We start from the raw sequence: 21,096 nt of genomic DNA, 5'->3' as shown, positions 1-21,096 counted from the left end.
TCGCGGGCTTCATCTTCCAAACTTTGAACCTGCGATCGGAACGCGCTTGCCGCTGTGGGCAGGATATGGTACAGAGGGACAAATAGTCTGTCTGTTAGACTGGTCGAGGTCCCCTAAGGATGAAGAAGCTTCCGAGCGAACAGGAACACAGCGTTCTCGATGTGATGATCGTCCGCCCCAGGCGCGAAATGTACGGCCTTGAGATCCAGCGAGCGGCCGGAAACACCGTTAGCAAGAACACCATCTATATCGTTCTCGCGCGCATGGTCGCGCGCGGGTACCTGTCATCCCGAGATGAGACCTGGGACGAGCGTCCCGAGCCTGGGCCGCGGCGCGTGCTCTACAAAATAACTGGGTTCGGGCAACAGATGCATGCGGTCGGGGTGAATGTCCGGCGGCAGCTGTCACGCCTCCAGGTAGCGGGTGCGCAGAGAGGGGGCCAGTGATGACCTCCTGGAAGCTCTGGTCCCCGCTAATCTTGCTAGCGCTCAGCACGCCGTCGTGCGCGATCGCGGCCCCATCGAAGTCAGTGCCGCCTTATGATGCGACCTATTTCCCAAGCTACAACAACACATATATGCCCGATACCACGGCCAATCACAGTGCCAGTGACTACAACGAGGTCGGGGGCGGCCTCGACACGTACACCTACGTCGGCGGGCTCGATACCTATGACTGGGGCAGTCGCATCTCAAAACGCGATAAAGGCGCCAAATTCGGAGGTACCGACTCATCCTTCGGCGGTACCGACTCGTCATTCGGCGGCGCATCCCGGTACTTCAGTGGTGATCGTTCGTACAATCTCGGACCCAGCGACTCTTCCTACGAGTGGAAGGGTTTGAACTATCCCTCATACGGCGGTGGTCTGGAGTATGCGGGCACGTTCACGACGCGCACAGCGAAAAGCAACTCCCTTGTGCCCAAATCCGCTTGCCTCTGGGCAGCGCTCGCTGCTCTCGTGCTATTGTGGCGGTTGATCCCATGGAAGGATGTGTGGACTGCGGCTCGCATGGCCTTCCCCGAGGCGCTTTTCGAGGCCAGTGAGCTACGCGCGCACAACGCCTCACGCGCTGCGATCGCTGGCGTCCTGATCCGCGGTTGCTTGCAAACACTGGTCGTCGCCTGGGAGGCCGCGACCCTCAAGTACAGAAGTCTCGAGCAATCAAGAAAGCGAGCCGACCAGCAATGATCGACTCGCCTACGTTACTGATCACCGAACCGCTTTTGCAGCAGCGCAAAGATCGGACCCTCCGGCTGCTCCCGCTTATAGACCTCGTACATGGCCGGATTGGCAGCGTCCGACAGCTGCGACTGCCTGATCCAATTGTCGAAGCCCGCTACCACCACGGCGCCGAGCAGCGCGAAAATTCCGTACACTGGCCAGCGATTATCGTCGATCGTCAACAACATGTAGACGATGGCCACAAGAATGATGGTCGAGATCGACAAGCTCGAAAGAGCCTCCCAGCGGTGCTTGCGCCGGATGTCCGCATAGTCTTGAGGGGTCATGCTTTCCTCCTTTGCTCTCAAGACCCAACAGCCGAACCCAGCAACTGGGCCCCAAGAGCAAAGGGAGACTCGCGGACAAACAACCGCGATAACTTTACCATCAGTCTTACATTTTGTCTATTTGACGATATGACTAACATACATGGAGCAACTCATGGGCTCGAAAGTACGTGTCTGGTCGGACAGAAGTCGTCCCAGTCCTCCAATGCGGAGACTGACGGTTTCGGAACTCCTTCTCCTCGGTCACGGGATTTGGCCTTGGGAGAACATCGGCTCCGATGAGCTTGCCGCATTTGAAAGCGATCCGCAGGACCCAGAACAGGTGTCTAGACGGATCATGTACCGGCACCTGCTCCAGAGAGGTCACCATCGTAAGCTCACGAGGAAACCATGAAAAAGAGACTGACGATTACGGAGTACGAAGTCGATCCCCGAGATATCGAAGACATGCTCCGAGGACGCCCGCGGAAACGCCCGCGCCCCCGTCTCAACGTGAAGCATCACGAGCTCTCCGACGAACAATACGAAAAGTTCTTGGAGCGCATCGGAGTGCGGCCTCGAAGCGACCAGGAGTAGAAGTCCGTGCCCAAGCCCCTCGGCGGAACCATCCGACCCTTCCATCGCAGTCCGCAACTCGAACCTGGTCTTCTTGATTTGGCGAGCCGACTTGCCGCGCGGTTACGCGCATTGCGAGCCACGCAGCACTTCGACGAGATCATCGGTATCGTTTGCGATGATGTTGGTGCCGGACGCGTCGTTGCCGCCTGCCGCTATCTCGAAGATGAGCTTCGGTACTGGGACTCTTTCAAGCAAGGTGCCGCCCGTCACTTGAGAGAGGATCGCCATGCCGCTTGAGGACATGGACCCCCTCGCCCAGACGGCGGTTGTCATCCTTGTGATCCTGCTCGTCCTGAGACTGTGCGCGTTGCTCTCAGAAGAGCTGGCACGGCCATCGGCGCCGCCGGCCGAGTCATCGGCACAAGCGGAGCAAGTCGACGCCGTGCTGCGGCCGCCGAGCCGCTTCGCCCCGCCGCACGAGCACCTGCTTTATGATCTCCGGATAACCCGAACAACGACGGAATTGGTCGGCGCGAAGACGAGTCACGCGCAGGCGACGCTCGCCCTCTTGCGGGCCTCAGCCGAGCTTGAGGCGATGATCGCCCAAAACACTCCGCAGCCAACACCTGCCCGGGCGATTCCGCACGCGCCCTCTCTCGCTCGGCAAGATCTCGCGCACCTGATCGAGCTCCTACCGCAGGCCGATGCTCAGTTCCGGGCTGAGTTTCTAGCTCTCATCGACGCCTACCTCGAGGAGACGCGCCGATGACGCTGAGACGGCCAACACCACCGCATCCCCTGCCGCAGCTCGCCGATCATCACGTGCTGATTGTGGGCGGCACGCGGCGTGGCAAGAGCGGACTCCTGGACCTTATCGCGCGTGCAACGCCGCGTCACGAGGCGCTCTCGCTCGTCGATCCCCACGGCAGTTGCTCGCGCTGTTATGGAATATCTCGCCAACCCTGCGCATGGACAGCATGATCGTGTTGTCCACGTGATTGATGCTGCAAGCGATATGGCGGTCGGCCTCAATCCGCTCGAGCCCCATAGCGATACGCCCGAAGGCTGGCATGAGGCGGCCATCACGCTTTCTTCGGCCATCGAGAGCCGCTTCGGGGCGTCGCCGGAAGAGACGCCGCGGCTGTCGCGCTTGCTCTACGTTGGCGGCTACCTTTGCGCCCGCCGCGGCCTCACCCTCATCGAGCTGCTCGAGCTGTTCACGGTCGGCGGTGAAGATCTCCGCACCGCCCTCATCGAAGATTTCGACGATCACATCATTCGTCGCGAACTTGAAGACCTGCACCTGCTGGCCGTTCGCAACGTCCGCGAGTTCATCACCTTGGTCGAGAGCTGCAAGAACCGCCTCGTCCGCTGGCTGGGCGACCGCCGCCTACGGCGCATGCTCGGGCAGACGCGGGGCCTTTCGCCGCGCGCCGTCATGGATGGCGCTGAGATTGTCATCGCCGATCTGTCGGCCCTCACCTATCAAGACGCCGCCCTGGTCGGCACCATCATGACCTCGATGTATGTGGCGGCGGCGCGGCGCCGGACGCCGCTTCATGGCGCCACCCATCGTCTCATCGTCGACGAAGCCGAAAGCCTCATCACCATCGATACCGCGCGGGCGGCCGATCAGGTTGCCAAGCACAGATTATTCCTTACCCTGAGTGTGCAGCGGCTCGGACAGTTGCGCGCCCGCGGCGACTTCATCGCCGATGCACTGTTCACCAACTGCGGCGTCAAAGTTTGTTTCGGCGGGCTCGAGCCTGAAAGCGCCCGCTTCATGGCCGAGATGCTCTTTGCAGGGCACATCGACCTCGAGGAATGGAAAGCGGGCAGCGCCCGGCCGACGGTCGTCGGCGTCGATAAGGTCATCCTCAAGGGCCGTACGCGTGGCCGACACCAAGCTGAGGGCCTGGGACGCGCTCAAGGTCACGCCCGCTCCATCAGCCGCTTTGCCACCGCGACCGACACCTTCTTGTCAAGCTGGGGCAGTGTCGTCTCGGGGGGCAGCACGATGCTCACCGGCCCTGATGCGCTCGTCAGCATTAACGATGGGCAGGCGTCGTCACGCGCTGGCGCGCGTGGCCGGAGCCGCGCCGCGGGCTCGCAGTCGGGAGAGGCCAACGTCGAGACCCGGAACCAGGTGCGTGTTGACGGCAGCAGCGACGCTGTCTCCGAGGCCGAGGCATTCATGCCTCGCTACGAGAACCCTGCCGACGCAAATGTTCAGCCTCGAGGAGCAGCTCGCGCGGCGTACCTGGGAGTTGATGGCTCTGCCGCGCCGCGAATGCGTCATCCGGGTCGAGAGCGAGGCGCCGGTCCGCACACGCACCCGTGACCTCGAACCGGCATTCCGGTCCGCGGCGTTCCGGGCGCGATGCCTGCCCCTCTACCTGGCCAAGATCGCACGCACCGCCCGCTACGCGCAGCCGGCTGCGATGGTCGACCAGGAGATCCGCGAGCGGCTCGCCGCAATCACCGTACCGCCCGTGATCGAGGAACCAGATTTCTCACAGCCCGAACCCGACCCGCGCGTCGTGCACCTACCGACGCGGCCGCGGCCGCCATTCAACCGTGACCAGGAGTGATCCGATGACGAACGTTCCGCGGTTTCCTGATTTCTCGCGCCATAGTGGGCTGCTCGATCATCAGCTTTTGACGGGGTCTCACGTCGCCGTCATCGGGGTCGGTGGCGCCGCCGGGCTCGCGAACCTGCTGGTCCGCTCCGGCGTCGGGAAATTGACGCTCGTCGATCCCGACATCGTCAGTGCGACTAACCCTACGACCCAGAACCATGATTACACCGATCTCGGTCGGCCCAAAGTCGAGGCCTTGGCCACCCGTCTCACGGACATCGATCCCTCTATCATCGTCGAGACCTACCACGGCACCTACGAGTCGCTGCCGGCGGCGGCTCACCCGTCCGTCTGGCAGTCCGACATGGTGCTCGCGATGACCGATCGTTTCGCGACGCAGGCGGCCATCAATCGCCAGGCCCTCGAGACCCATACCGATGCCGTGTTCGCGATCTCCTATCCCGATGCTGTCGGCGTCGAGATCACGGCCACCTTCGCCGAGGCGGTTGCGGCCGGCAGTGGCTGCCACCGTTGTCATACCAAGTCGCGCTACGACGATTACGCGAGCGGCTATCAGAACCCGGCGGTGATCGGCAGTCATGCGGTCATAGCGGAATACCTCAATACCCTGATCGCTCTGATCGTCATCGGGCGCTTGCATCAGCGCGCCGCCTCCGACGTTGCAATCGGTCGCGTCGCCGAGGTGTTCGCACGAACGCCGTGCCTCATCAGCCGTCTCGATCCGCTGTTTTACGCGGCACCGGGCGAGCCCTTCAGCGACGCGCCGCGTGAGATGTCGCTGTTCACGACGAAATTGTGGGCGCTCGACACGCCCGACACCTGGATCTGCCCCGACTGCGGCACCGCGGGCCGCGTCCCGCAGATGCGAGGCGAGGAGCCTCGCTCTCCCCCCTGCCCAAACAGAAAGGAGGACCGAATGAAGCCGACGCTCTTGCCGCGCGGCCCCGTCGTCACCGGCGGCCTGCGCTAACGCCACGAGCCGCCGGCGATAAGCGCCGGCGGCGCTCGATAGCATAACTGCCCCGCCGCCTCGTGCGGCGGGGCACCCGGAGATCTTTATGAGCCTGCTCGACGTTCTCGGACTTCGCTCGCCCGCGCAAAGCACGCGCACAACGTTCGACTGGAACGGCGAGATCATCGATTTCTCGTTATGGGCACCCGATGCTTACGGCGAGTACTCGTACACGACCCGCGATCGCTCGTGCACCTTCACGTTCGACCTCAAACGTGTCGGCGCAGTGATCCGGATCTACATCCTCCACCAGCCATCCTACGGCCGACGCGCGACTGACGGGCACTCGACGCATCGCATCGGCGTTCTCACCGATCATCCGTACATCTGCATCGGCGACCGATATCAGCCAACCACGGTACCGGATGCCCTGTCATGGGCGGTGTACTGGAGCGAGAAGACGGCGGCCTACATCCGCCACGGCACATCGTTTTCCTAAGGAGTGCATCATGCAACAGCTATCGCCGTCGACGATCCGCATCACCCGCGCGGTCTACGACAGCTATCGCCAGACCATCGCCAAGCATCCGCCGGAGACCTTCGCCATCCTCGGTGGCCGGCTCGAGGACTATCTCGTCACCGATTTCCGCTTCTGCCCCCCGGTCCGCGACGCCAGCGGCCGTTACGATGCCAGCGCCTTGCACATCAACGTCGATGCCGATCTCCTCAATTGGATCGTCGACCATGAGTGGCGCCCGAACGGCAAATTCATCTTGGGGGTCTGGCACTCGCATCCGCCCGGCCTGACACGGCCGTCCTGCGGCGACTTTGCGAATACCTATGGCGACATCGCCTTCTTCTCAGCCTGCCTCGCCAATGACGACAGTCCCGACCACAACTGGCACACCTTCCTGGCGCCGATCACAACGTTTGCCGCCGATGGCAGCGACCGCATTCATGGTTGGACATTGACCCGCGGCGAAGTTGCGCCGCGCGCATGCCCCGTCGAGATCATTGAATCGGCAGCAACGGCCGTCGTCGTGCCGGCGCGGGACGCCCTGGCTGCGGCCGAGCTGCGCGTCGTTATGGTCCGCAACCTCTTGCAGCGCTACGCCATCGAAATCGAGCGCGTCGCCCGCTCCCGCGCTCTACCGCGGGCGCAACGGGCGCAGATGATCGATGCGCTCTCTCGCATGCGGGCGGCGGAGCTCAGAGACATCTTCGCAGCGCGCCATCCCTTATCGGCCATCCTGACGCCGCTGCAGAGCCCACCCCATGCCTGAAACCGATCTTCTCGCGCACATCGGCGTCACCTTCCTAATCTACGCCCTCCTCTATGGCGCCGCGGCCATGACCATGATCGGCTTTGCGATGATGCTCGGTGGACCGAGTGCCGCCCAGGCCGCCGCCGAGTTCTTTATTCTGCGGCCGCTCATGGGGACTGCAACGCAAGTCGCCAATCTGATTGCCGCCGTCCTCGCGTTCGCCGGACGAGCGATCATGGCGCTGGCGACCAGCTTCGTCCGCTTCGTCATCGATCCGATTCTGCGCCCGATCGCCTATCTGCTGCGCCGATTTATCGCCGGTCCGCCCGCATGATGAGAAGGCCAGGCATATCGATCGCCTCTGGACAGCGAAGCGCGTTTTTTCGGCTCCCTCAGTTTTGGGGTACACTGTTGCCATGAGCCTGGCTTTGCCAGCCTTCGAGGTCGGCGATCGAGAGCTCAAAATCCTTCGCGCTCTCGCCCGCTACCGTTTCCTCTCGCAATCGCAGCTCGCCCGCATCGATGGCGGCTCGGCGCAGCATCTGTCGCGCCGCCTGCATCTGATGGCGTTGCACGGGCTCGTCGTCGAGCCAGCGACCGAGACGGCGCGGCTGCGCCTCGTCACCATGCCGCGCGTCTTCGCGCTTGCCAAGGCCGGCGCCGACCTGCTCGTCGCCCAGGACGGGGTGTCGCCGGATCGCCGTGCGCTCAAGAAGAAGAACGCCAAAGCCACGACCGACCTCGTCGCCCACACCCTCGACATCGCCGAGACGATGCTCGCGTTCGAGCTTCACGCGGCGCATCGCGGCATGCCGCTCATCGATTACCAGGATCTCTTCCGGCATTTCCCGGAGGCGACGCGCACGGCGCCGAACCCGATGGCGATCACGCTGAGCAAGGTCTCGCGCAACGACGTGCCGCGCTCCGCGGTGCCTGATCGCATCTTCTCGCTGCAGGACTCCGCGACGACGCGCGTCAACTTCGTCCTCGAGCAGGACACCGGCCATATGCCGGTCAGACGCAAGAAGCTGACCGGCACTTCGTCGATCGCCAAGAAAGTGTTTGTCTATTGGAACGCCTGGCACACCGAGGAGCACGTGCGTCGCTGGGGCTTCCAGCGCTTCCGCGTCCTGTTCGTGACGCGCGCCGAAGCGCGCATCACGACGATGATCGATCGCACGCTCGAGATCACTGGCAAGCCGAGCGGCCTCTTCCTCTTCACCACCCTCGCGCAGCTCGCCAACGAGGGCCCCTTCGCGCCGATCTGGGTCAACCTCCGTCGCGCGCAGGTGTCGCTGCTCGCGTCTGACCTTGAGGCGGCCGGATGAGCGCTCCCCTTCCTCGGCCCCGCAGACAGATAGCCGTCCCTCGGGCGCGGGGCGGCGCGGCGTCCAGGGCGCGCCTGAGGGCCGGGTATGGCCTTCCCTTGCGACGCGCGCCCTTGACGCTCGAAGCGCCGGCCTGCGCCACGCTGGGGGCCTCGGATGACAGTGCAAGACCCTGATTTGACAGGAGATTCTCCGGGTCTAGGATTCAGAGAGACGACGGCACACAGGAAGGAGGCGAGCTCTTTGTCAGCCCCGAAATCGTACCCCGTCGATTACACCCAGATCCGGCGCCTGGTCTCGCTGACGATGGTCTTGAGCCGCTACGGGCTCATCGAGACCTTGACGCGCAGCGGGCAGCAGCTGCGCGGACCGTGCCCCATCCACAGCGGCACCAACAAGCGCCAGTTCGTCGTCAATCCACGCGACGGGACATGGCACTGCTTCGGCAATTGCAGCCGCGGCGGTGCGATGCTCGAGCTCGTTGCCGAGCTCGAGAAGGTCGACGTCCACGAGGCGGCCGTGCGGATCGCCCAGTGGTTCGCGGTTAGCTCTCCGCACCTTGCAACGACAGAAAGGAGAAGCAAGATGAGCGCGGTAAGTCCGAGCTTCAAGGTCTTCACGGTCTCCGACCGTGAGTGGAAGGACCCCAAAACCGGGGAAATCAAGAAAGGCTGGTGGACGCGGATCGGCACCGCCTTCGAGAACAAGGACGGGTCGCATAACGTCCAGCTCGATGCCCTGCCGGTGCCGACGATCTACGACGGCGCCGTGCAGACCCGGATCGTTCTTCGCCCCTATGAGGACGAGGAACAGGACCCGGAGCCGCCGAAGAAGGCCGCCCGCAAGTGAGGAAGCGTGGAGCCCTGACCAGAATAGGTCGGGGCTTCATTGTTTATTGCGGTGGATCGGTCTGGGCGCCTCGCCTCTGGCGACCGCGCTCTCGCACGCCGAGCCCTCGGTCTCGGCCGTCCCGGCGTCGATCGCTGGCGCGGAGTAGGCCGCAGAGCGTGGGGTGAATGCGTTTTCACCCGCCATTGCCTTGTCGCGATCACATCTACGCGGCCGCGGTGCCACTACCTACGGCACCTCGGAATCGAGGGCCGCCTCGCCTTCTGTTCTTCGCAGCATCCGCCGCACTCGCGCCCGGATCGGGCGCAATCTTCGCAACCGGAAAGCGGCCGCGCACAGTGCTCGCGAGTGCTAGGGGCGATGTAAGGGTAACCGCGCGCATGACGGATATCGGCCGCCGCTTTCCGCGTATGGCGGAGGCGCGGACATGAGCGATGCGGACGACACCTACACGGCCTGTGCGATGCAAGGCCTCGTTACCGAGTGGGACGGCCGGACCGGTATCATCCTGACCGACGACGGCGAACGCATCACGATTCACGAGATCAAGCTGCGGTTGGACGGCTTCAAAAACATCCCAACGGTCGGCGATCGCGTTCATTTCTGGGCAGAGGAGGAAGTCCGGGTCACTTACAAGCTCAAGGAAGTGCGCATGATCGAAGCGCGAGCGCGCGACGATGCGGTCATCGCCAAACTCGAGAAGCGCTACCGTGACCGCACGCTCAAGCAGCGCATCAGATACGACGGCTACGCCGTCGAGACGCAGACCGGCACCATCGAGAGCTTCGATGCCAAGAGATGCTCCGGTTCCATCCACCTCGAGGATGGCGGGTTCGCAGATATCGCGCCTGACAGTGTGCGCAAGAGAGACGTTAAGCGTATCAAACCCGGCACCATGGTGCGCTTCCGAGCCGTGTACGGAGGCAAGAATTGCCTCGCAGCCGACATCGTGCCGCTGACGCCGCCTTAACACGACTTTACGCGGACTGCCGTGATGCTCCTGTTGCGGCCAGCTCATGCAGCTTCTGCCAGATCGCGACCATCGCGTAGGTGTCGCGGGCGCAGTAGGTCTTGAGCGCCGCGGCGATGGCCTGGCGCTCCGCCGGCGGTGTCTCGGCCGCCACCATGCGCCACCACTCCTTCGAGGCGGTGCCGCCCTCCTGGATGGCGAGATCCTTATACGAGAGCTCCGGTACGAGCACCGGCAGCACCGCCTTGATCGAGGTGCTGCCGCGGAACTCCGGATGCACGAGGTGCTGGTCGACGAAGATCTCGCGCAGGTCGACGATCTGGCCGTTGAGGCGTTCGAGCGCCATGCGATAGGCCGGCGCCCGTTTGCCGATCTCGGCGTTGACGTCGCGCTCGAATGGCGCATACCAGACGACCACGCTTCCATTTGGATCGATGTGCTCGCTCAAGAGTTTCGCGACGCCCTCCGTCGGATCGGCAAGATCCGGCTGCAGGAACTCGAGATGCTCGAGCGCGTCGCCCGGCCGACGCAGGATGTGAAGCGAGAACTGAAACGGGATGCGCTGGTAGGGCGAGAAGCCGGCGAAGGTCGGAATGCCGGGGGCATAGGTCTCGTAGTCGAAGAAGTACAAGGGATAGCGATAGCGCTCGAGCGCCGCGGCGATCCCCTGCTCGTCGATGATCGGCGCCCGGCGCTTATGCGCCAGCACCTGGTTCTGCTGGGCGTCGCCAAGCTCGAAGCCGTCCGGGACCTCGTCGAGGGTGTAGATGCGATGGTCCATGAAGTACGCGAGCTTCTTCTTGCTCGTTCCGATGCGCACCAGGTCGTGCACCGAATACTCGGGGATCTCCGGGTGCGAGTAGGCGAAGGTGCGGCAGTGCCGGCTGCGGCCCTTGAAGTGGCAGTCGCACGTAATGCTCGGCTCGCGCTCGCGGGCGAGCACGCCGCGCGCCACCATCATCTCCTCGCCGATCTCCTGCGCGATCGCGGCCACCTGCTCGGTGCTGTCGTCCTTGACGAACAGGGCCTCGAGGTCGAGTTCGCCGTCGCGCACGTACTCCCGGTCGAGGTGGACGATGAAGAGCCGGCCAAGCTTCACGCCGGCCCGCTCGAGGACGTTCTTCTGGAACGCGAGATCGGAGATGTGGTCGCGATCCTCACCCTCCTCCTTCTTGTCGTTGGTACCCTTGATCTCGTAGAGGTCCCAGCTTTCCGCCGCCACGTTGAAGGCGAGCACGTCGCACTTGGCGATAAAGCCGTCGACGACGAACGTCGCCTGGAAGATCGCCGGCGTCCTTGCCGCCATCAGCTCGGCCGTCCGTCGGCACGCCTCATCCCCCGTTTCGGTGACGAGCACGCCATCGGGCCAGAGGCCTCGCCCCACGTGCTCGATCGCATTGCCCTCTTCCATGAGGTGCAGCTCGAACGCCGTGGGCGTGAATTGCTCGACGAGCTCAGGCTTGTGGAGCTTGAGCCAGGTATCGCGCGGGCAGAGCTGGAACTCGAGGAAGGTAGTTTTGGAGATGAGGGGCATGGAGAGCTACAGCGTACCAAAAATTTGCAGACCTCAACAGTATCGTCGCACCGACTCGCACATCCATCACCCTGCGGGAATCGTACGCTCGCTTCAGTCCACCACACCCTCATCGATCCTCCTCGCTAAAGTGCACTGCAGACACTGGGGGTCCCTACCCCTCTATGACAGGGGAAACTTTTCTCAACAGGATTTGTGCGGGCGTCGAAGTCGAGAGTAAGATACGTACATGAACACTGTAGTCGACGACCCACTAGATCCCCAACTTGTTAGTCTCATTGAGCACGATGCCGTGCCGACAGGGCTCGCCAACGCCGTTCGGAGGCCGGCGGGAGCTCGGTTCTACAAGTGCGCCCTTCAGGTGAACCCATTCGCATACGGCACACGCCATTCGAAGGCGAACAGCCACAAGACCGAGGGTGAATACAATGCGGCCATGCTTGCCGCTTGTCTTGAGGAGGGAATCGAGGTCGTTGGCATAACGGACCATTTCCGCATCGCAGCCTCGGAAAGTCTGGCAAAGGCCCTAACCACTGCCGGCATTCGTGTTCTTATGGGCTTCGAGGCCGTTTCGAGCGACGGCGTCCACCTCCTCTGCCTTTTTCCGAGTTCAACGACAGTACATGAATTGGAAAGGGCGATCGGCGCCTGCGGCGTGACGGACCTCAATGCGGAATCTCCGCAGTCAGACAAAACGTGCGAGCAGCTCCTCCAATCCATTCCCAAGTTGGGAGGCATCACCATTGCGGCTCACGCATGCGCAGCGGGTGGACTCCTCGCGACGTTGAAAGGTCAAACGCGGGCGCGCGTCTGGTCATCCCCGGATTTGCTTGCCATTGCCTTGCCCGGGGCAAGAGCCGCTGCGCAAGACGGATTTCGGGACATCATCGTCAACAAGGATCCGGCGTATGCGCGGCCTCGCGCGCTCGCGGTGCTGAACGCAAACGACGTCAGCGACCCTGCCGTGCTTTCGGACCCCAGCTGCACAACCTGGATAAAAATGGCAGCACCTTCCATTGAAGGACTAAGGCAAGCATTCCTCGATTGGGAGTCGCGCATTCGTCTAAACAGCGATCCAAATTCCACCGCGCACACTGAGCTGATAGCCGTCTCATGGGCGGGCGGACTTCTCGATGGTCAGGGACTTCGATTCAATGAGTGCCTCAATGTCCTTGTCGGTGGCCGTGGCGCGGGCAAATCAACTTTGATTGAAAGCTTGAGGTACGCTTTCGAACTGCCGCCTAAGGGCGACGAAGCCCGCCGCACGCACGACAGCATGATAAAGAATGTGCTCGGCCAAGGTGCGTCCATAACTGTCTTGATCCGTTCGCCCCTTCCATCCCCTCAGTATTATTTGATCCAGCGCATTTTCGGCGGTCGGCCGCGCGTACGCGATCAAAGCGGTAACCTACTAGATAACGTCACTCCTCGTTCTGTACTGGGAAGCCTCGAGGTGTATGGCCAGCACGAGATCTCCGAGCTCACGAGATTCCCGGAGAAGCTCGCGCAGCTTCTTCGCCGCTTTACAGAACCGACGACCGATACCACAGCTACGAAGGGGCACCTAAAAGAACGGCTGGAACGCTCACGCGTCACGATTGCGGCCGAGATCCTCCAAATCGGGCACGTTGAGGAAGCGCTCACAGCTCTGCCGACGCTCAAGGAACATCTCAAACGCTTCGCTGCGGCGGGCCTCGATGCGAAGCTGAAGGACAAGACGCTCATCGACAAGGAGGCCAGGTTTTTCGAACAGGCCGCAGGGATGATTCAGCAAGCTGCAGAACTCGCAGCCCACGTACTTGGCCAGGCCGCAACCGACGGGCCGCTAATCGGCGAAGAAGCCAAGGAGCTCCCCAACGCTTCGATACTCGCAAAACTTGACGCGGTACAATCGAAATTGCTGCAGAAAGTGAAGGTGGCTGGCCAGGGCATCCAAACGGCTGTAACCGAGGCGACTACAGCGCTCGAAACGGTCAAGGCCGAATGGGAACCGAAGCAGAAGGCTTCCGAAGAGCTGTACCAAAAGACGCTGAAACAACTGAAGGCCGAGGGCCACGACGCCGCAAAATACGTGGCATACAAGGACCAGCTCGAGCGCCTAAAGCCCAAAGAGGCGGAGCTGAAAGCCCGCAACAAGTCCCTGGCTAAACTTCAAAAGGAGCGAGGCGAGTTGCTCGCGAAATGGGATGCGGCGAAAGCAGAAGACTTTCGCGAATTGCAGAAAGCTGCACGCAAGGTCTCAAAGCGGCTTAAAGATCGCGTTCGCGTCCAAGTGCGGCCGAGCGCTTCGCTCGGGCAAGTGGAAGCGGTCATACGCAAGCATTGCTCCGGCAACATAAGCCAAGCGCTGGAGCGATTGAGGAACACAGACGATTTGAGTCTGACCGACTTGGCTGCCGCCCTCATCGAAGGCGCACCATCGCTCGTCGAGAAGTACGGTTTCTCGCAAGTCTCAGCTGAACGGATCGCACAGGGTGCCACGGCCCTCGCACTCGAACTGGAAGAGTGCGAGCTTGCTGCCGAGGCTGTCTTGGAACTGAACGTCGGCAATGAGACAACGCAGACGTGGAAACAGCTGGACCAACTATCGACCGGCCAAAAGGCAACAGCGGTCCTCCTTTTACTTTTACTTGAATCCGATGCTCCGCTCGTGGTCGATCAACCTGAAGATGATCTCGACAACCGGTTCATTGCTGAATCCGTGGTTCCGACGATGCGGGAGGAAAAGCGCAAGCGCCAATTTATCTTTTCTACTCACAACGCCAACATCCCCGTACTGGGGGATGCAGAGCAGATCGTTGGTCTCATATCCGTTGTAGAGGGTGGTATCGAGCACGCCACGATCCCTGACGAGTTCTGCGGTTCAATCGATACACCAACAGTCAAAGAGCTGGTCAAAGAATTACTTGAAGGCGGACAGGAAGCGTTTGAATTTCGCAAACAAAAGTACGGTTTTTGAATTTACCTTGATCCTTAAGAGGCACTCATAGCACCCGGCGCGGGTCAATTCGAAGGATCTTCTAAAGCAGCGCAATTGCTTTAACGCCGATGGATGATTCCAGAACGGACTTGTGTCGAGCACGTGAGCGTCGAGCAGTAGCCTCAACCATTCCATCGCTTCAGACTTAGAATCTTGCCAAGCCGGATCGCATAGCAACCCCGCCGCTTCTCGACTCCCTTCCACTGCACGTCCATCTCAGGAACGTTGGGGCCATACCCGTTACGGAAGCGAATAAAGTCATACTCGCGGCCTTCGAGCCGCGTTTTCCAATAGTCGGTGCGATCGCGATACTCCCCATGCTTAGTACCCTTCGCGATCGCTTCGAAGAATTCGCGGTGGAGGTTGAGTTGAAGGATTGATGATTTGGAATTGCCCACAACCCCTATTCCCCCGCCTTCTCATATGTCATTGAAAACATCTTGTCCGTCAGCCACTTCCGGAAGCTGGGATCGTCCTGGAACTTGCTGAACAGCTGCGTGTCGTCATTCAGCACGGCCGTCATGACTCGCTTCAACGCCTTCTCGTGCTCAATCTTCGCATTCTGCTTGTCGGAGTTTTGCATCGCGTTCTGGTAAGCCTTGTCAGCGGCGACCTTTGCAGGGATCTCTTCGCTGATCATCCGTCGCACGCGGTCGCCGTCCTGCCATTCGATATTTCCGAACTGCTCATTAAAATCATTTAGGATGTTCGAGAGGCGATCGAGTTCCGGCTCCGATTTTCGTCCACCGGCATCCGTCGGCACCGGCTCGATCTCCACGTCCTGATCGGGCAACTGGATGCGGACGACGGCCTTCTTCTCGACGCGATAGCTATCCATGTCGATCGCCTCGAGGATGCCCTTCGACAGGTCTTCCTCTTTCGGTGCAGGCAACTTCGACACCAAGAAGTTGAGGAAGATGGAGAGCTTCTCCCACTCCGCGTTCGTGTATGGGAGGATGGCTGACAAGAAGCCGTATGTGCGCACGAATGCCTTAGCCTTGCCTTTGAACTCGACCTGCTGGTCTTCATCAAGTTCGTCAATGTAAGTGGCGACGCATGCATCCAAGATGGGGTCCAGCTGCTCACGTCCCGCGCCCTTGAGATACTTAGCGACCAGATCATCGATCTGTGCCTGCGAGTATACTTGGAAGCCGTCCAGGGCCGCCTTCAGATCATGCAGCTTGTTTGGGTCGGTCTCCTGCGAGAGGATTGTCGTGCGGTAGTAGGGAGCGAACGCCTTCTGGATGGTGTCAACGTCGTTCTGAAAGTCGAGCACAAACGTGTCGTACTTTTGCGGCCGCGCACGGTTGAGCCGCGACAGAGTCTGCACTGCCTTCACGCCGGAGAGCGGCTTGTCGACGTACATGGTATGCAAGAGCGGCTCATCGTAGCCGGTCTGGAACTTGTCTGCGCAGATGAGGAATCGGTACGGGTCTTCCTGAATCCTGTCAGCGATCTCCTTCGACGGAAATTTGTTGAGCGAGGCCTCAGTAACTTTGTGCCCGCCATACTCAGGTTCGCCGGAGAACGCCACGATGGCTTGGTAAGGGCTCTTGATCTCTTTCAGGTAGTCGCGGATCGCGTGGAAATAGTCGATCGCGCGTTCGATGCTCCCCGTCACAACCATTGCCCGCGCCTGCCCGCCGATCTTATTAAGACCGATGACCTGCTCCTGGAAATGGTCGACCATGATCTCGGCCTTAAGCCGGATCGCGTGACTGTGGCTCTCGACGTAGTGGCGCAGCTTCTTCTTTGCCCGCTTCGTATCGTACTCCGGGTCATCCTCCACGGTTTTCACAAGCTTGTAGTAGCTGTCGACCGGCGTGTAGTTCTTGAGCACATCCAGGATGAAGCCTTCCTCGATTGCCTGCTTCATCGTGTAGCTGTGGAATGGGCAGTGCTTCGTCTCCCCACCATCAAGGTAAGGCTCGCCGAAGATCTCAAGTGTCTTGTTCTTCGGCGTCGCGGTAAATGCGAAGTAGCTCGCATTCGGCAACAGCTTTTTCGCCCCCATCACGCGGTTGATGGTATCTTCGATAGTCTCATCGTCTTCCTCAGCCCCAGCCTCCGCAAGCGCTGTACTCAGCGCCGCCGAGGTCTTGCCGCCCTGGCTCGAGTGCGCCTCATCAATGATGATCGCGAACGAACGTCCGCGGTGCTCTATCCCGATGTCCTCGACAATGAACGGGAACTTCTGCACCGTCGAGATGATGACGCGCTTCCCTTGCTCGATGAACTCTCGCAGCTGCTTAGATCCTTCCGTTACCGCACCGACGGTAGCCCCCACATGGTCGAATTGCTTGATCGTCTCACGAATCTGGCTGTCCAGGATGGTGCGGTCCGTGACGACGATGATGGTGTCGAATGCCTGCTTGTCATCTTTTTCGACGGATGTGAGCTGGTGCGCGAGCCAAGCAATGGAGTTCGACTTCCCACTACCAGCAGAGTGTTCGATGAGGTAGCGCTTCCCTGCTCCGTGCTGGGCAGCGTGTGCGAGGAGCTTCCGCACCACGTCGAGCTGATGGTATCGCGGAAAGATCTGGACGCGCTTCTTCTTGCCGGTCTTCTTATTCGTCTCTTCGACGATCTGGGCATAATGCTCCAGGATTTCGGTGAGACCATGCTTGGTGAGCGTCTCCTTCCACAGGTAGTCGGTCTTGAGGCCGTGCGGATTTGGCGGATTTCCGGCTCCATCGTTCCAACCTTTGTTGAATGGAAGGAACCATGAAGCTTTCCCCTTTAGCTCGGGGCAGAATCTCACTTCAGCATCATCAACCGCAAAATGCGCGATGCAACGCCCAAACAGAAACAGCAATTCTCTCGGATCGCGATCCCGTTTATACTGCTCGACGGCATCCGCGACGGTCTGCTTCGTCAGGCTATTCTTGAGTTCGAAAGTTGCAATCGGCAGACCGTTGATGAACAGACAGACGTCGAGCGCGTTCTGTTCTTCGTTCTGGCTGTAGCGTACCTGGCGGGTAACGATAAAGCGGTTAGCGGCATACCGCTCTGTCGCATGCAGGTTACCGGGCGAGGGCGTGCCAAAAAAGAGATCGACGTGGTGTTGACCGTGCTTCACGCCCTTGCGTAAGACGTCGATGACCCCGCGCTTAGTAATCTCTCCCTGCAGTCGGCTGAGGAACGAGCGCCGGGTAGGGTCATCATTTTCGAGGTCTAGGGCCTCAATCAGCTTGGGTTGCGTGGCTCGGACGAACTCTATCAGCTGCGCAAGGTCGATCGCGAAGGCACGGTCGTAATCAGCAGGCTTTCCGGCAATCCAGCCCGTCGACGTCATGTGGTCGACGATGAGCGTCTCGAGCCCTTTTTCGCTGGTATCGGATTTCATGCGGCTTCATCTTCGGCTTCGGGTTCGCCTTCCTCAGCCGTCGAATCATCCTGCAACAGATCATCCGCTTCGTCCAGAAGAGCAGGTTCGACAGCAAAGTCGGGAAGCTTCGCTGCCGCTTCGCGTACGTCGAGCTTGCCGGTGACGACATCGGCGATGAGGCGAGCGCGGTATTCAGATAGGCATTCAATCTCAAGACTTATTCGCGAAACAGCCTTTTTGAACCTAAGAGTTTCCCCATCTAGAAAGTTTGCTATCTCCAACTGCTCTGTAACCGATGGTAATGCGACTTTCGTTCCGCGTATGGAATCGAGCGACAGGTTAAAAATTGTAGTGCCCGTTACTTCTAGCTTGTAATGTTCTGTCACGGTAGGCGACTGAAGGTAGTAAAACAGAAATGACCTCAAAATGCGCTTGTTACACTTAATGTAGGCCGCGCTTTTTCCCAAAATAACTTTCTCATAATTATAGCAAGCAACATTCCCGATAGTCCCGTTGATGGACATCAGCAGTGTTGTTTCATCTAGGTCCACCCTGTGATTTAGATACTCTGCTTCGCCAACACATCGTGTGGTCGGCCTTATTGAAATGGACCCGTCGACTAAGTTGTTCCCGTTTATAAAATGAAACGGCGATGCATCGACATACTTCGGCGTTCCGTGCAGTCCATCTCCTATGCGAGATGTCAGCTGAGACAATTTAAGTACCGTCCAGTTCACGGGCATGTCGCCTATCCACTCGAGCCCCGACGGCTTTAGCTTTACATTCGGATCAAGCCCGCGCGTAACCGCGCGATGAATGATGGCCTGCTTCTGTTCGTTGAGGAGTGCGATGAGCTTCTTTTTCGCGCGGATGTAGCGATGGATTTGCCGGTCAGCATAATCGAGGAAGCGAACGATAGCGTCTTGTTCGGTCGGCGGCGGAACCACAACCTCTATAGCGCCAAAGTCCGGTGAATACAGTCGATTAAAACCTGTACCGATCCCTTTTGATCGTTGCGAGAACTGATCGACCAGCATTGGCGTTTTGAAAAGCCGATCTAGGTAAAACACATCCCCATCCGAAATATTTCGGAAAACGCTATAGTCTGGACTTACCAGCCCGGTCTCTTTCGCCACGGCAAACATACCGGACCAAGCCTGCATTCGGTTCATAACAAGTTGCCCCGAATGACACACTTTATATTTTGAGAGATCACTAGCACTCGCTAGCTTCTTCGATGCTTCGCGTTGCGGTATCAATCCTCTGGATCGGGTCAGTGAGAGAAGGAGGCCTGTGCCATCACGGCTTCGCTCTTCAGTCTCGCGAAGATAATGTTTAATTCTGGAGCGAGCCCAATGCTTAGGTACCGGCCCAAGCCACTTCACCCCTGAATCTTTGTACTCCGGATATGGTTTGAGATCCTCGATCATAACGATTGAAACCATTCCTTGATTTTATTTGCCATGAGACCGCGCCGAAACTCGAGGAAGGTATCGTAGCTGGGCACTTTGCCGTCGAGCATCCCATCCGGCAGACAATGCGTCTCGAGATTGTCTCGCAATTCAGCCTCATCGCTAATGCCGCCATACCTCGCCTGCCCGCCGTTGCATTGCTTGGCGAGTTCCGCGAAGTAGATGTCCGGCGCCTTGTCACGGATGGCGATATTGATCTCGCTCTGAGCGATGGCGAAGTTCGCGATCTGATTGTAGCGCCCTCGACTCATACCCTGCTTCTTGAGATGTTCCTGTGGGAAGATGTGATGGACGTCGCTACGATTGAGGAGGAGATCGCGCACGGTGATGTCGCGTGACAGAAATCCCTTATCGCCGAGCTTCACCTGCGCTGCCTGGAACGCGAAGAAGAACGGGCTCGTACTCGATGACGTCTCGAGTTGATTCGGTAGCAGGTTCGTCCAGTAATTGTCCGGCAGTTCGGCATCGATCGTCCCATTGACGTAATCGAGCAATCCTCGCTTTGAGATCTCGCGGATATCGCGATCGAAAGCCGTCTCAGGGCTGGTCGTGTATCGCTCCGTCAGCAGCGACAGCGCGTACCAGCGTCGGACGATCCGCTCAAGGTCGGCAGGCGCCACGCTGTCGGAGCGCCCCTTTAAGTACGCGATGTATGCGAAGTTAACGGCGTTGCGGCCGACGAACAAGTCGCGCGTGATGAACCCAGCCGACTGAAGGATCATCGTGAAGCGCTTGAAGTGCGTCTCACTGATGAAATTCTCGATACCGCGCTTCAGGCCTGCGAAGGACTGCTCGGCGATCTGATCCTCGTACTGTTTGGTTTCAAAATTGCGCCCGGACAGAAGAGCCACAAGGTCTTGGAGCTTTCCGCGCACGAATTCGGAGGTGAAGGCTACGCGCAGCACGTCAGTGTAGGACGGATCATAGATCGGCTCGCCCGCACCCTTGAGCCAACGCATCTTCAGAAAGAGATCTGAGCTTGAGAACTTCGGGTCGCCCTTCTCGATGCGGGCGAGAAACTCCGGCGCCACCGCAAGGTGGCAGAAGTAATCGATGGCCTTGCGCAACTCGTTGCCGCCGTAGCTTTCGTTCGCAGCGATCTTCGACATGGCGAAATCGGCTTGACTAAGCGACTTGCCTGCCGAATTGACGCGGATGAAGATCTCCGTGACCGTATCGATGTCGAGATCCTCTGCAAGCTCGATGACGCCGACCGGATTGTTGATGATCTTTTTTAACTTCTCGAGCGTGTTAAAGAGCTCGTCTGCGTCGACGCCCTTGTTCGCTGCCGCGTAAGCCTTCGTGATTTGAAGCAGCTTGGCGTTCGGAGAGAAAAGCTCTGCGATATCCGGCAGCCATGCTGCATTCTTCTCGATAGCAGGGTTGGCGACCTCGAACTTCTCCTCGAGAGGATGGAACGCGATGCGAATACGCGTCGTCGTATAGTCTTGAGTGAGCACCTCGAGACCAAGCAGCGAAGCCATGAGAGCCGTAACACGTTGCTGTCCGTCGATAAGGATGCGCTTGCCGGCAGATGGCGTGCCGTCCTTGAGCCGCACGGTCGGATTACGCCATGCGATCAGATAACCTACCGGATAGCCACTATAGAGCGAGTCGAGAAGGTTGCGGACTTTCGTCGGCTCCCAGACGAAGGGCCGCTGGATCTCGGGAATCGCAATCTCTCCCGACTTGACCCAGGTGAGAAGCGTCTCTATCGGGAGCTGTGTGACCGTGTATCGCTGTGTCGACAT

The 21,096-nt window shown here is 59.9% G+C and carries 22 protein-coding genes; 15 read left to right on the top strand and 7 right to left on the bottom strand.

The genetic code is table 11. From position 1 onward, the window contains the following. The first annotated feature begins 119 nt into the window (after positions 1-119). Together HYPDE_RS03965 and HYPDE_RS03960 are read left to right on the top strand one after the other, a co-directional pair. The gene (locus HYPDE_RS03965; RefSeq protein ID WP_015597077.1) at positions 120-446 is read left to right on the top strand and encodes a PadR family transcriptional regulator; all 327 of its coding nucleotides are present in this window, start codon (positions 120-122) and stop codon (positions 444-446) included. Continuing rightward, on the top strand, positions 446-1,189 hold the full coding sequence (locus tag HYPDE_RS03960; protein WP_015597076.1) for a hypothetical protein: 744 nt from the start codon (positions 446-448) through the stop codon (positions 1,187-1,189). The genes HYPDE_RS03965 and HYPDE_RS03960 overlap by 1 nt, the downstream gene beginning before the upstream one ends. A 14-nt stretch (positions 1,190-1,203) precedes the next feature. On the opposite strand, the gene HYPDE_RS03955 is transcribed toward HYPDE_RS03960, so the two are convergent. Continuing rightward, entirely contained in the window at positions 1,204-1,509 is a 306-nt protein-coding gene (locus HYPDE_RS03955; protein ID WP_015597075.1) for a hypothetical protein, read from the bottom strand. A 390-nt stretch (positions 1,510-1,899) separates the two neighbouring features. On the opposite strand from HYPDE_RS03955, the gene HYPDE_RS19295 reads away from it, so the two are divergent. After that, positions 1,900-2,085 carry a hypothetical protein gene (locus HYPDE_RS19295; RefSeq protein WP_015597073.1) on the top strand — a complete coding sequence of 62 codons (186 nt, stop codon included), beginning with the start codon at positions 1,900-1,902 and terminating at the stop codon, positions 2,083-2,085. 102 nt (positions 2,086-2,187) lie between these two features. On the opposite strand, the gene HYPDE_RS19040 is transcribed toward HYPDE_RS19295, so the two are convergent. Beyond that, on the bottom strand, positions 2,188-2,370 hold the full coding sequence (locus HYPDE_RS19040; protein ID WP_144061180.1) for a hypothetical protein: 183 nt from the start codon (positions 2,368-2,370) through the stop codon (positions 2,188-2,190). Between HYPDE_RS19040 and HYPDE_RS03945 the strand changes: the two genes are divergently transcribed. The 11 genes from HYPDE_RS03945 to HYPDE_RS03895 all read left to right on the top strand — a co-directional run bounded on the left by HYPDE_RS03945 (position 2,354) and on the right by HYPDE_RS03895 (position 10,031). Beyond that, on the top strand, positions 2,354-2,836 hold the full coding sequence (locus HYPDE_RS03945) for a hypothetical protein (protein WP_015597072.1): 483 nt from the start codon (positions 2,354-2,356) through the stop codon (positions 2,834-2,836). The genes HYPDE_RS19040 and HYPDE_RS03945 overlap by 17 nt on opposite strands. Further along, a complete protein-coding gene (locus HYPDE_RS19035) occupies positions 2,833-3,048 on the top strand; it encodes a hypothetical protein (RefSeq protein WP_015597071.1) in 216 nt (71 codons plus the stop codon). The genes HYPDE_RS03945 and HYPDE_RS19035 overlap by 4 nt, the downstream gene beginning before the upstream one ends. 13 nt (positions 3,049-3,061) lie before the next feature. Then, complete coding sequence (locus HYPDE_RS03940) at positions 3,062-4,408, top strand: TraM recognition domain-containing protein (protein WP_015597070.1); 1,347 nt, start codon at positions 3,062-3,064, stop codon at positions 4,406-4,408. Between the two features lie 100 nt (positions 4,409-4,508). Then, positions 4,509-4,658 (top strand): hypothetical protein, encoded by a 150-nt coding sequence (locus HYPDE_RS19290; RefSeq protein ID WP_187290862.1) that lies wholly within the window; start codon positions 4,509-4,511, stop codon positions 4,656-4,658. 4 nt (positions 4,659-4,662) lie between these two features. Beyond that, positions 4,663-5,637, top strand: a complete 975-nt coding sequence (locus HYPDE_RS18435; RefSeq protein ID WP_015597068.1) for a HesA/MoeB/ThiF family protein — start codon at positions 4,663-4,665, stop codon at positions 5,635-5,637. Between the two features lie 88 nt (positions 5,638-5,725). Next, a complete protein-coding gene (locus HYPDE_RS03925) occupies positions 5,726-6,118 on the top strand; it encodes a hypothetical protein (RefSeq protein ID WP_015597067.1) in 393 nt (130 codons plus the stop codon). Positions 6,119-6,128: 10 nt separating this feature from the next. Continuing rightward, the gene (locus HYPDE_RS03920; RefSeq protein ID WP_015597066.1) at positions 6,129-6,902 is read left to right on the top strand and encodes a Mov34/MPN/PAD-1 family protein; all 774 of its coding nucleotides are present in this window, start codon (positions 6,129-6,131) and stop codon (positions 6,900-6,902) included. Next, positions 6,895-7,218 carry a hypothetical protein gene (locus HYPDE_RS03915; RefSeq protein WP_015597065.1) on the top strand — a complete coding sequence of 108 codons (324 nt, stop codon included), beginning with the start codon at positions 6,895-6,897 and terminating at the stop codon, positions 7,216-7,218. The genes HYPDE_RS03920 and HYPDE_RS03915 overlap by 8 nt, the downstream gene beginning before the upstream one ends. A gap of 82 nt (positions 7,219-7,300) precedes the next feature. After that, positions 7,301-8,212, top strand: a complete 912-nt coding sequence (locus HYPDE_RS03910; RefSeq protein WP_015597064.1) for a replication-relaxation family protein — start codon at positions 7,301-7,303, stop codon at positions 8,210-8,212. 243 nt (positions 8,213-8,455) lie between these two features. After that, the gene (locus HYPDE_RS03900) at positions 8,456-9,061 is read left to right on the top strand and encodes a CHC2 zinc finger domain-containing protein (RefSeq protein WP_015597063.1); all 606 of its coding nucleotides are present in this window, start codon (positions 8,456-8,458) and stop codon (positions 9,059-9,061) included. 427 nt (positions 9,062-9,488) lie between these two features. Then, positions 9,489-10,031, top strand: coding sequence for a hypothetical protein (locus HYPDE_RS03895; protein WP_015597061.1), 543 nt, complete (start codon positions 9,489-9,491; stop codon positions 10,029-10,031). 7 nt (positions 10,032-10,038) lie between these two features. On the opposite strand, the gene HYPDE_RS03890 is transcribed toward HYPDE_RS03895, so the two are convergent. After that, the gene (locus HYPDE_RS03890; protein WP_015597060.1) at positions 10,039-11,565 is read right to left on the bottom strand and encodes a DUF2779 domain-containing protein; all 1,527 of its coding nucleotides are present in this window, start codon (positions 11,563-11,565) and stop codon (positions 10,039-10,041) included. A gap of 229 nt (positions 11,566-11,794) precedes the next feature. On the opposite strand from HYPDE_RS03890, the gene HYPDE_RS03885 reads away from it, so the two are divergent. Then, complete coding sequence (locus HYPDE_RS03885; protein WP_144061178.1) at positions 11,795-14,524, top strand: TrlF family AAA-like ATPase; 2,730 nt, start codon at positions 11,795-11,797, stop codon at positions 14,522-14,524. A gap of 143 nt (positions 14,525-14,667) precedes the next feature. Here HYPDE_RS03885 and HYPDE_RS03880 read toward each other — a convergent pair whose 3' ends face one another. From HYPDE_RS03880 to HYPDE_RS03865, 4 genes are read right to left on the bottom strand one after another with little or no spacing between them, the layout of a single operon-like run. Next, positions 14,668-14,943, bottom strand: coding sequence for a hypothetical protein (locus tag HYPDE_RS03880; RefSeq protein WP_015597058.1), 276 nt, complete (start codon positions 14,941-14,943; stop codon positions 14,668-14,670). Between the two features lie 5 nt (positions 14,944-14,948). After that, positions 14,949-17,891, bottom strand: a complete 2,943-nt coding sequence (locus tag HYPDE_RS03875) for a type I restriction endonuclease subunit R (protein ID WP_015597057.1) — start codon at positions 17,889-17,891, stop codon at positions 14,949-14,951. Next, entirely contained in the window at positions 17,888-19,318 is a 1,431-nt protein-coding gene (locus tag HYPDE_RS18430) for a restriction endonuclease subunit S (RefSeq protein WP_081625080.1), read from the bottom strand. Before HYPDE_RS18430 ends, HYPDE_RS03875 begins: the two co-directional genes overlap by 4 nt. Further along, positions 19,300-21,096, bottom strand: a complete 1,797-nt coding sequence (locus HYPDE_RS03865) for a GmrSD restriction endonuclease domain-containing protein (protein ID WP_015597055.1) — start codon at positions 21,094-21,096, stop codon at positions 19,300-19,302. The genes HYPDE_RS18430 and HYPDE_RS03865 overlap by 19 nt, the downstream gene beginning before the upstream one ends.

The sequence above is a fragment of the Hyphomicrobium denitrificans 1NES1 genome, assembly GCF_000230975.2.
GTDB classification, from domain to species: Bacteria; Pseudomonadota; Alphaproteobacteria; order Rhizobiales; family Hyphomicrobiaceae; genus Hyphomicrobium_B; species Hyphomicrobium_B denitrificans_A.
The sequence above is the reverse complement of the archived record's forward strand: the minus strand, read 5'-3'. Positions and strand labels throughout refer to the sequence as shown.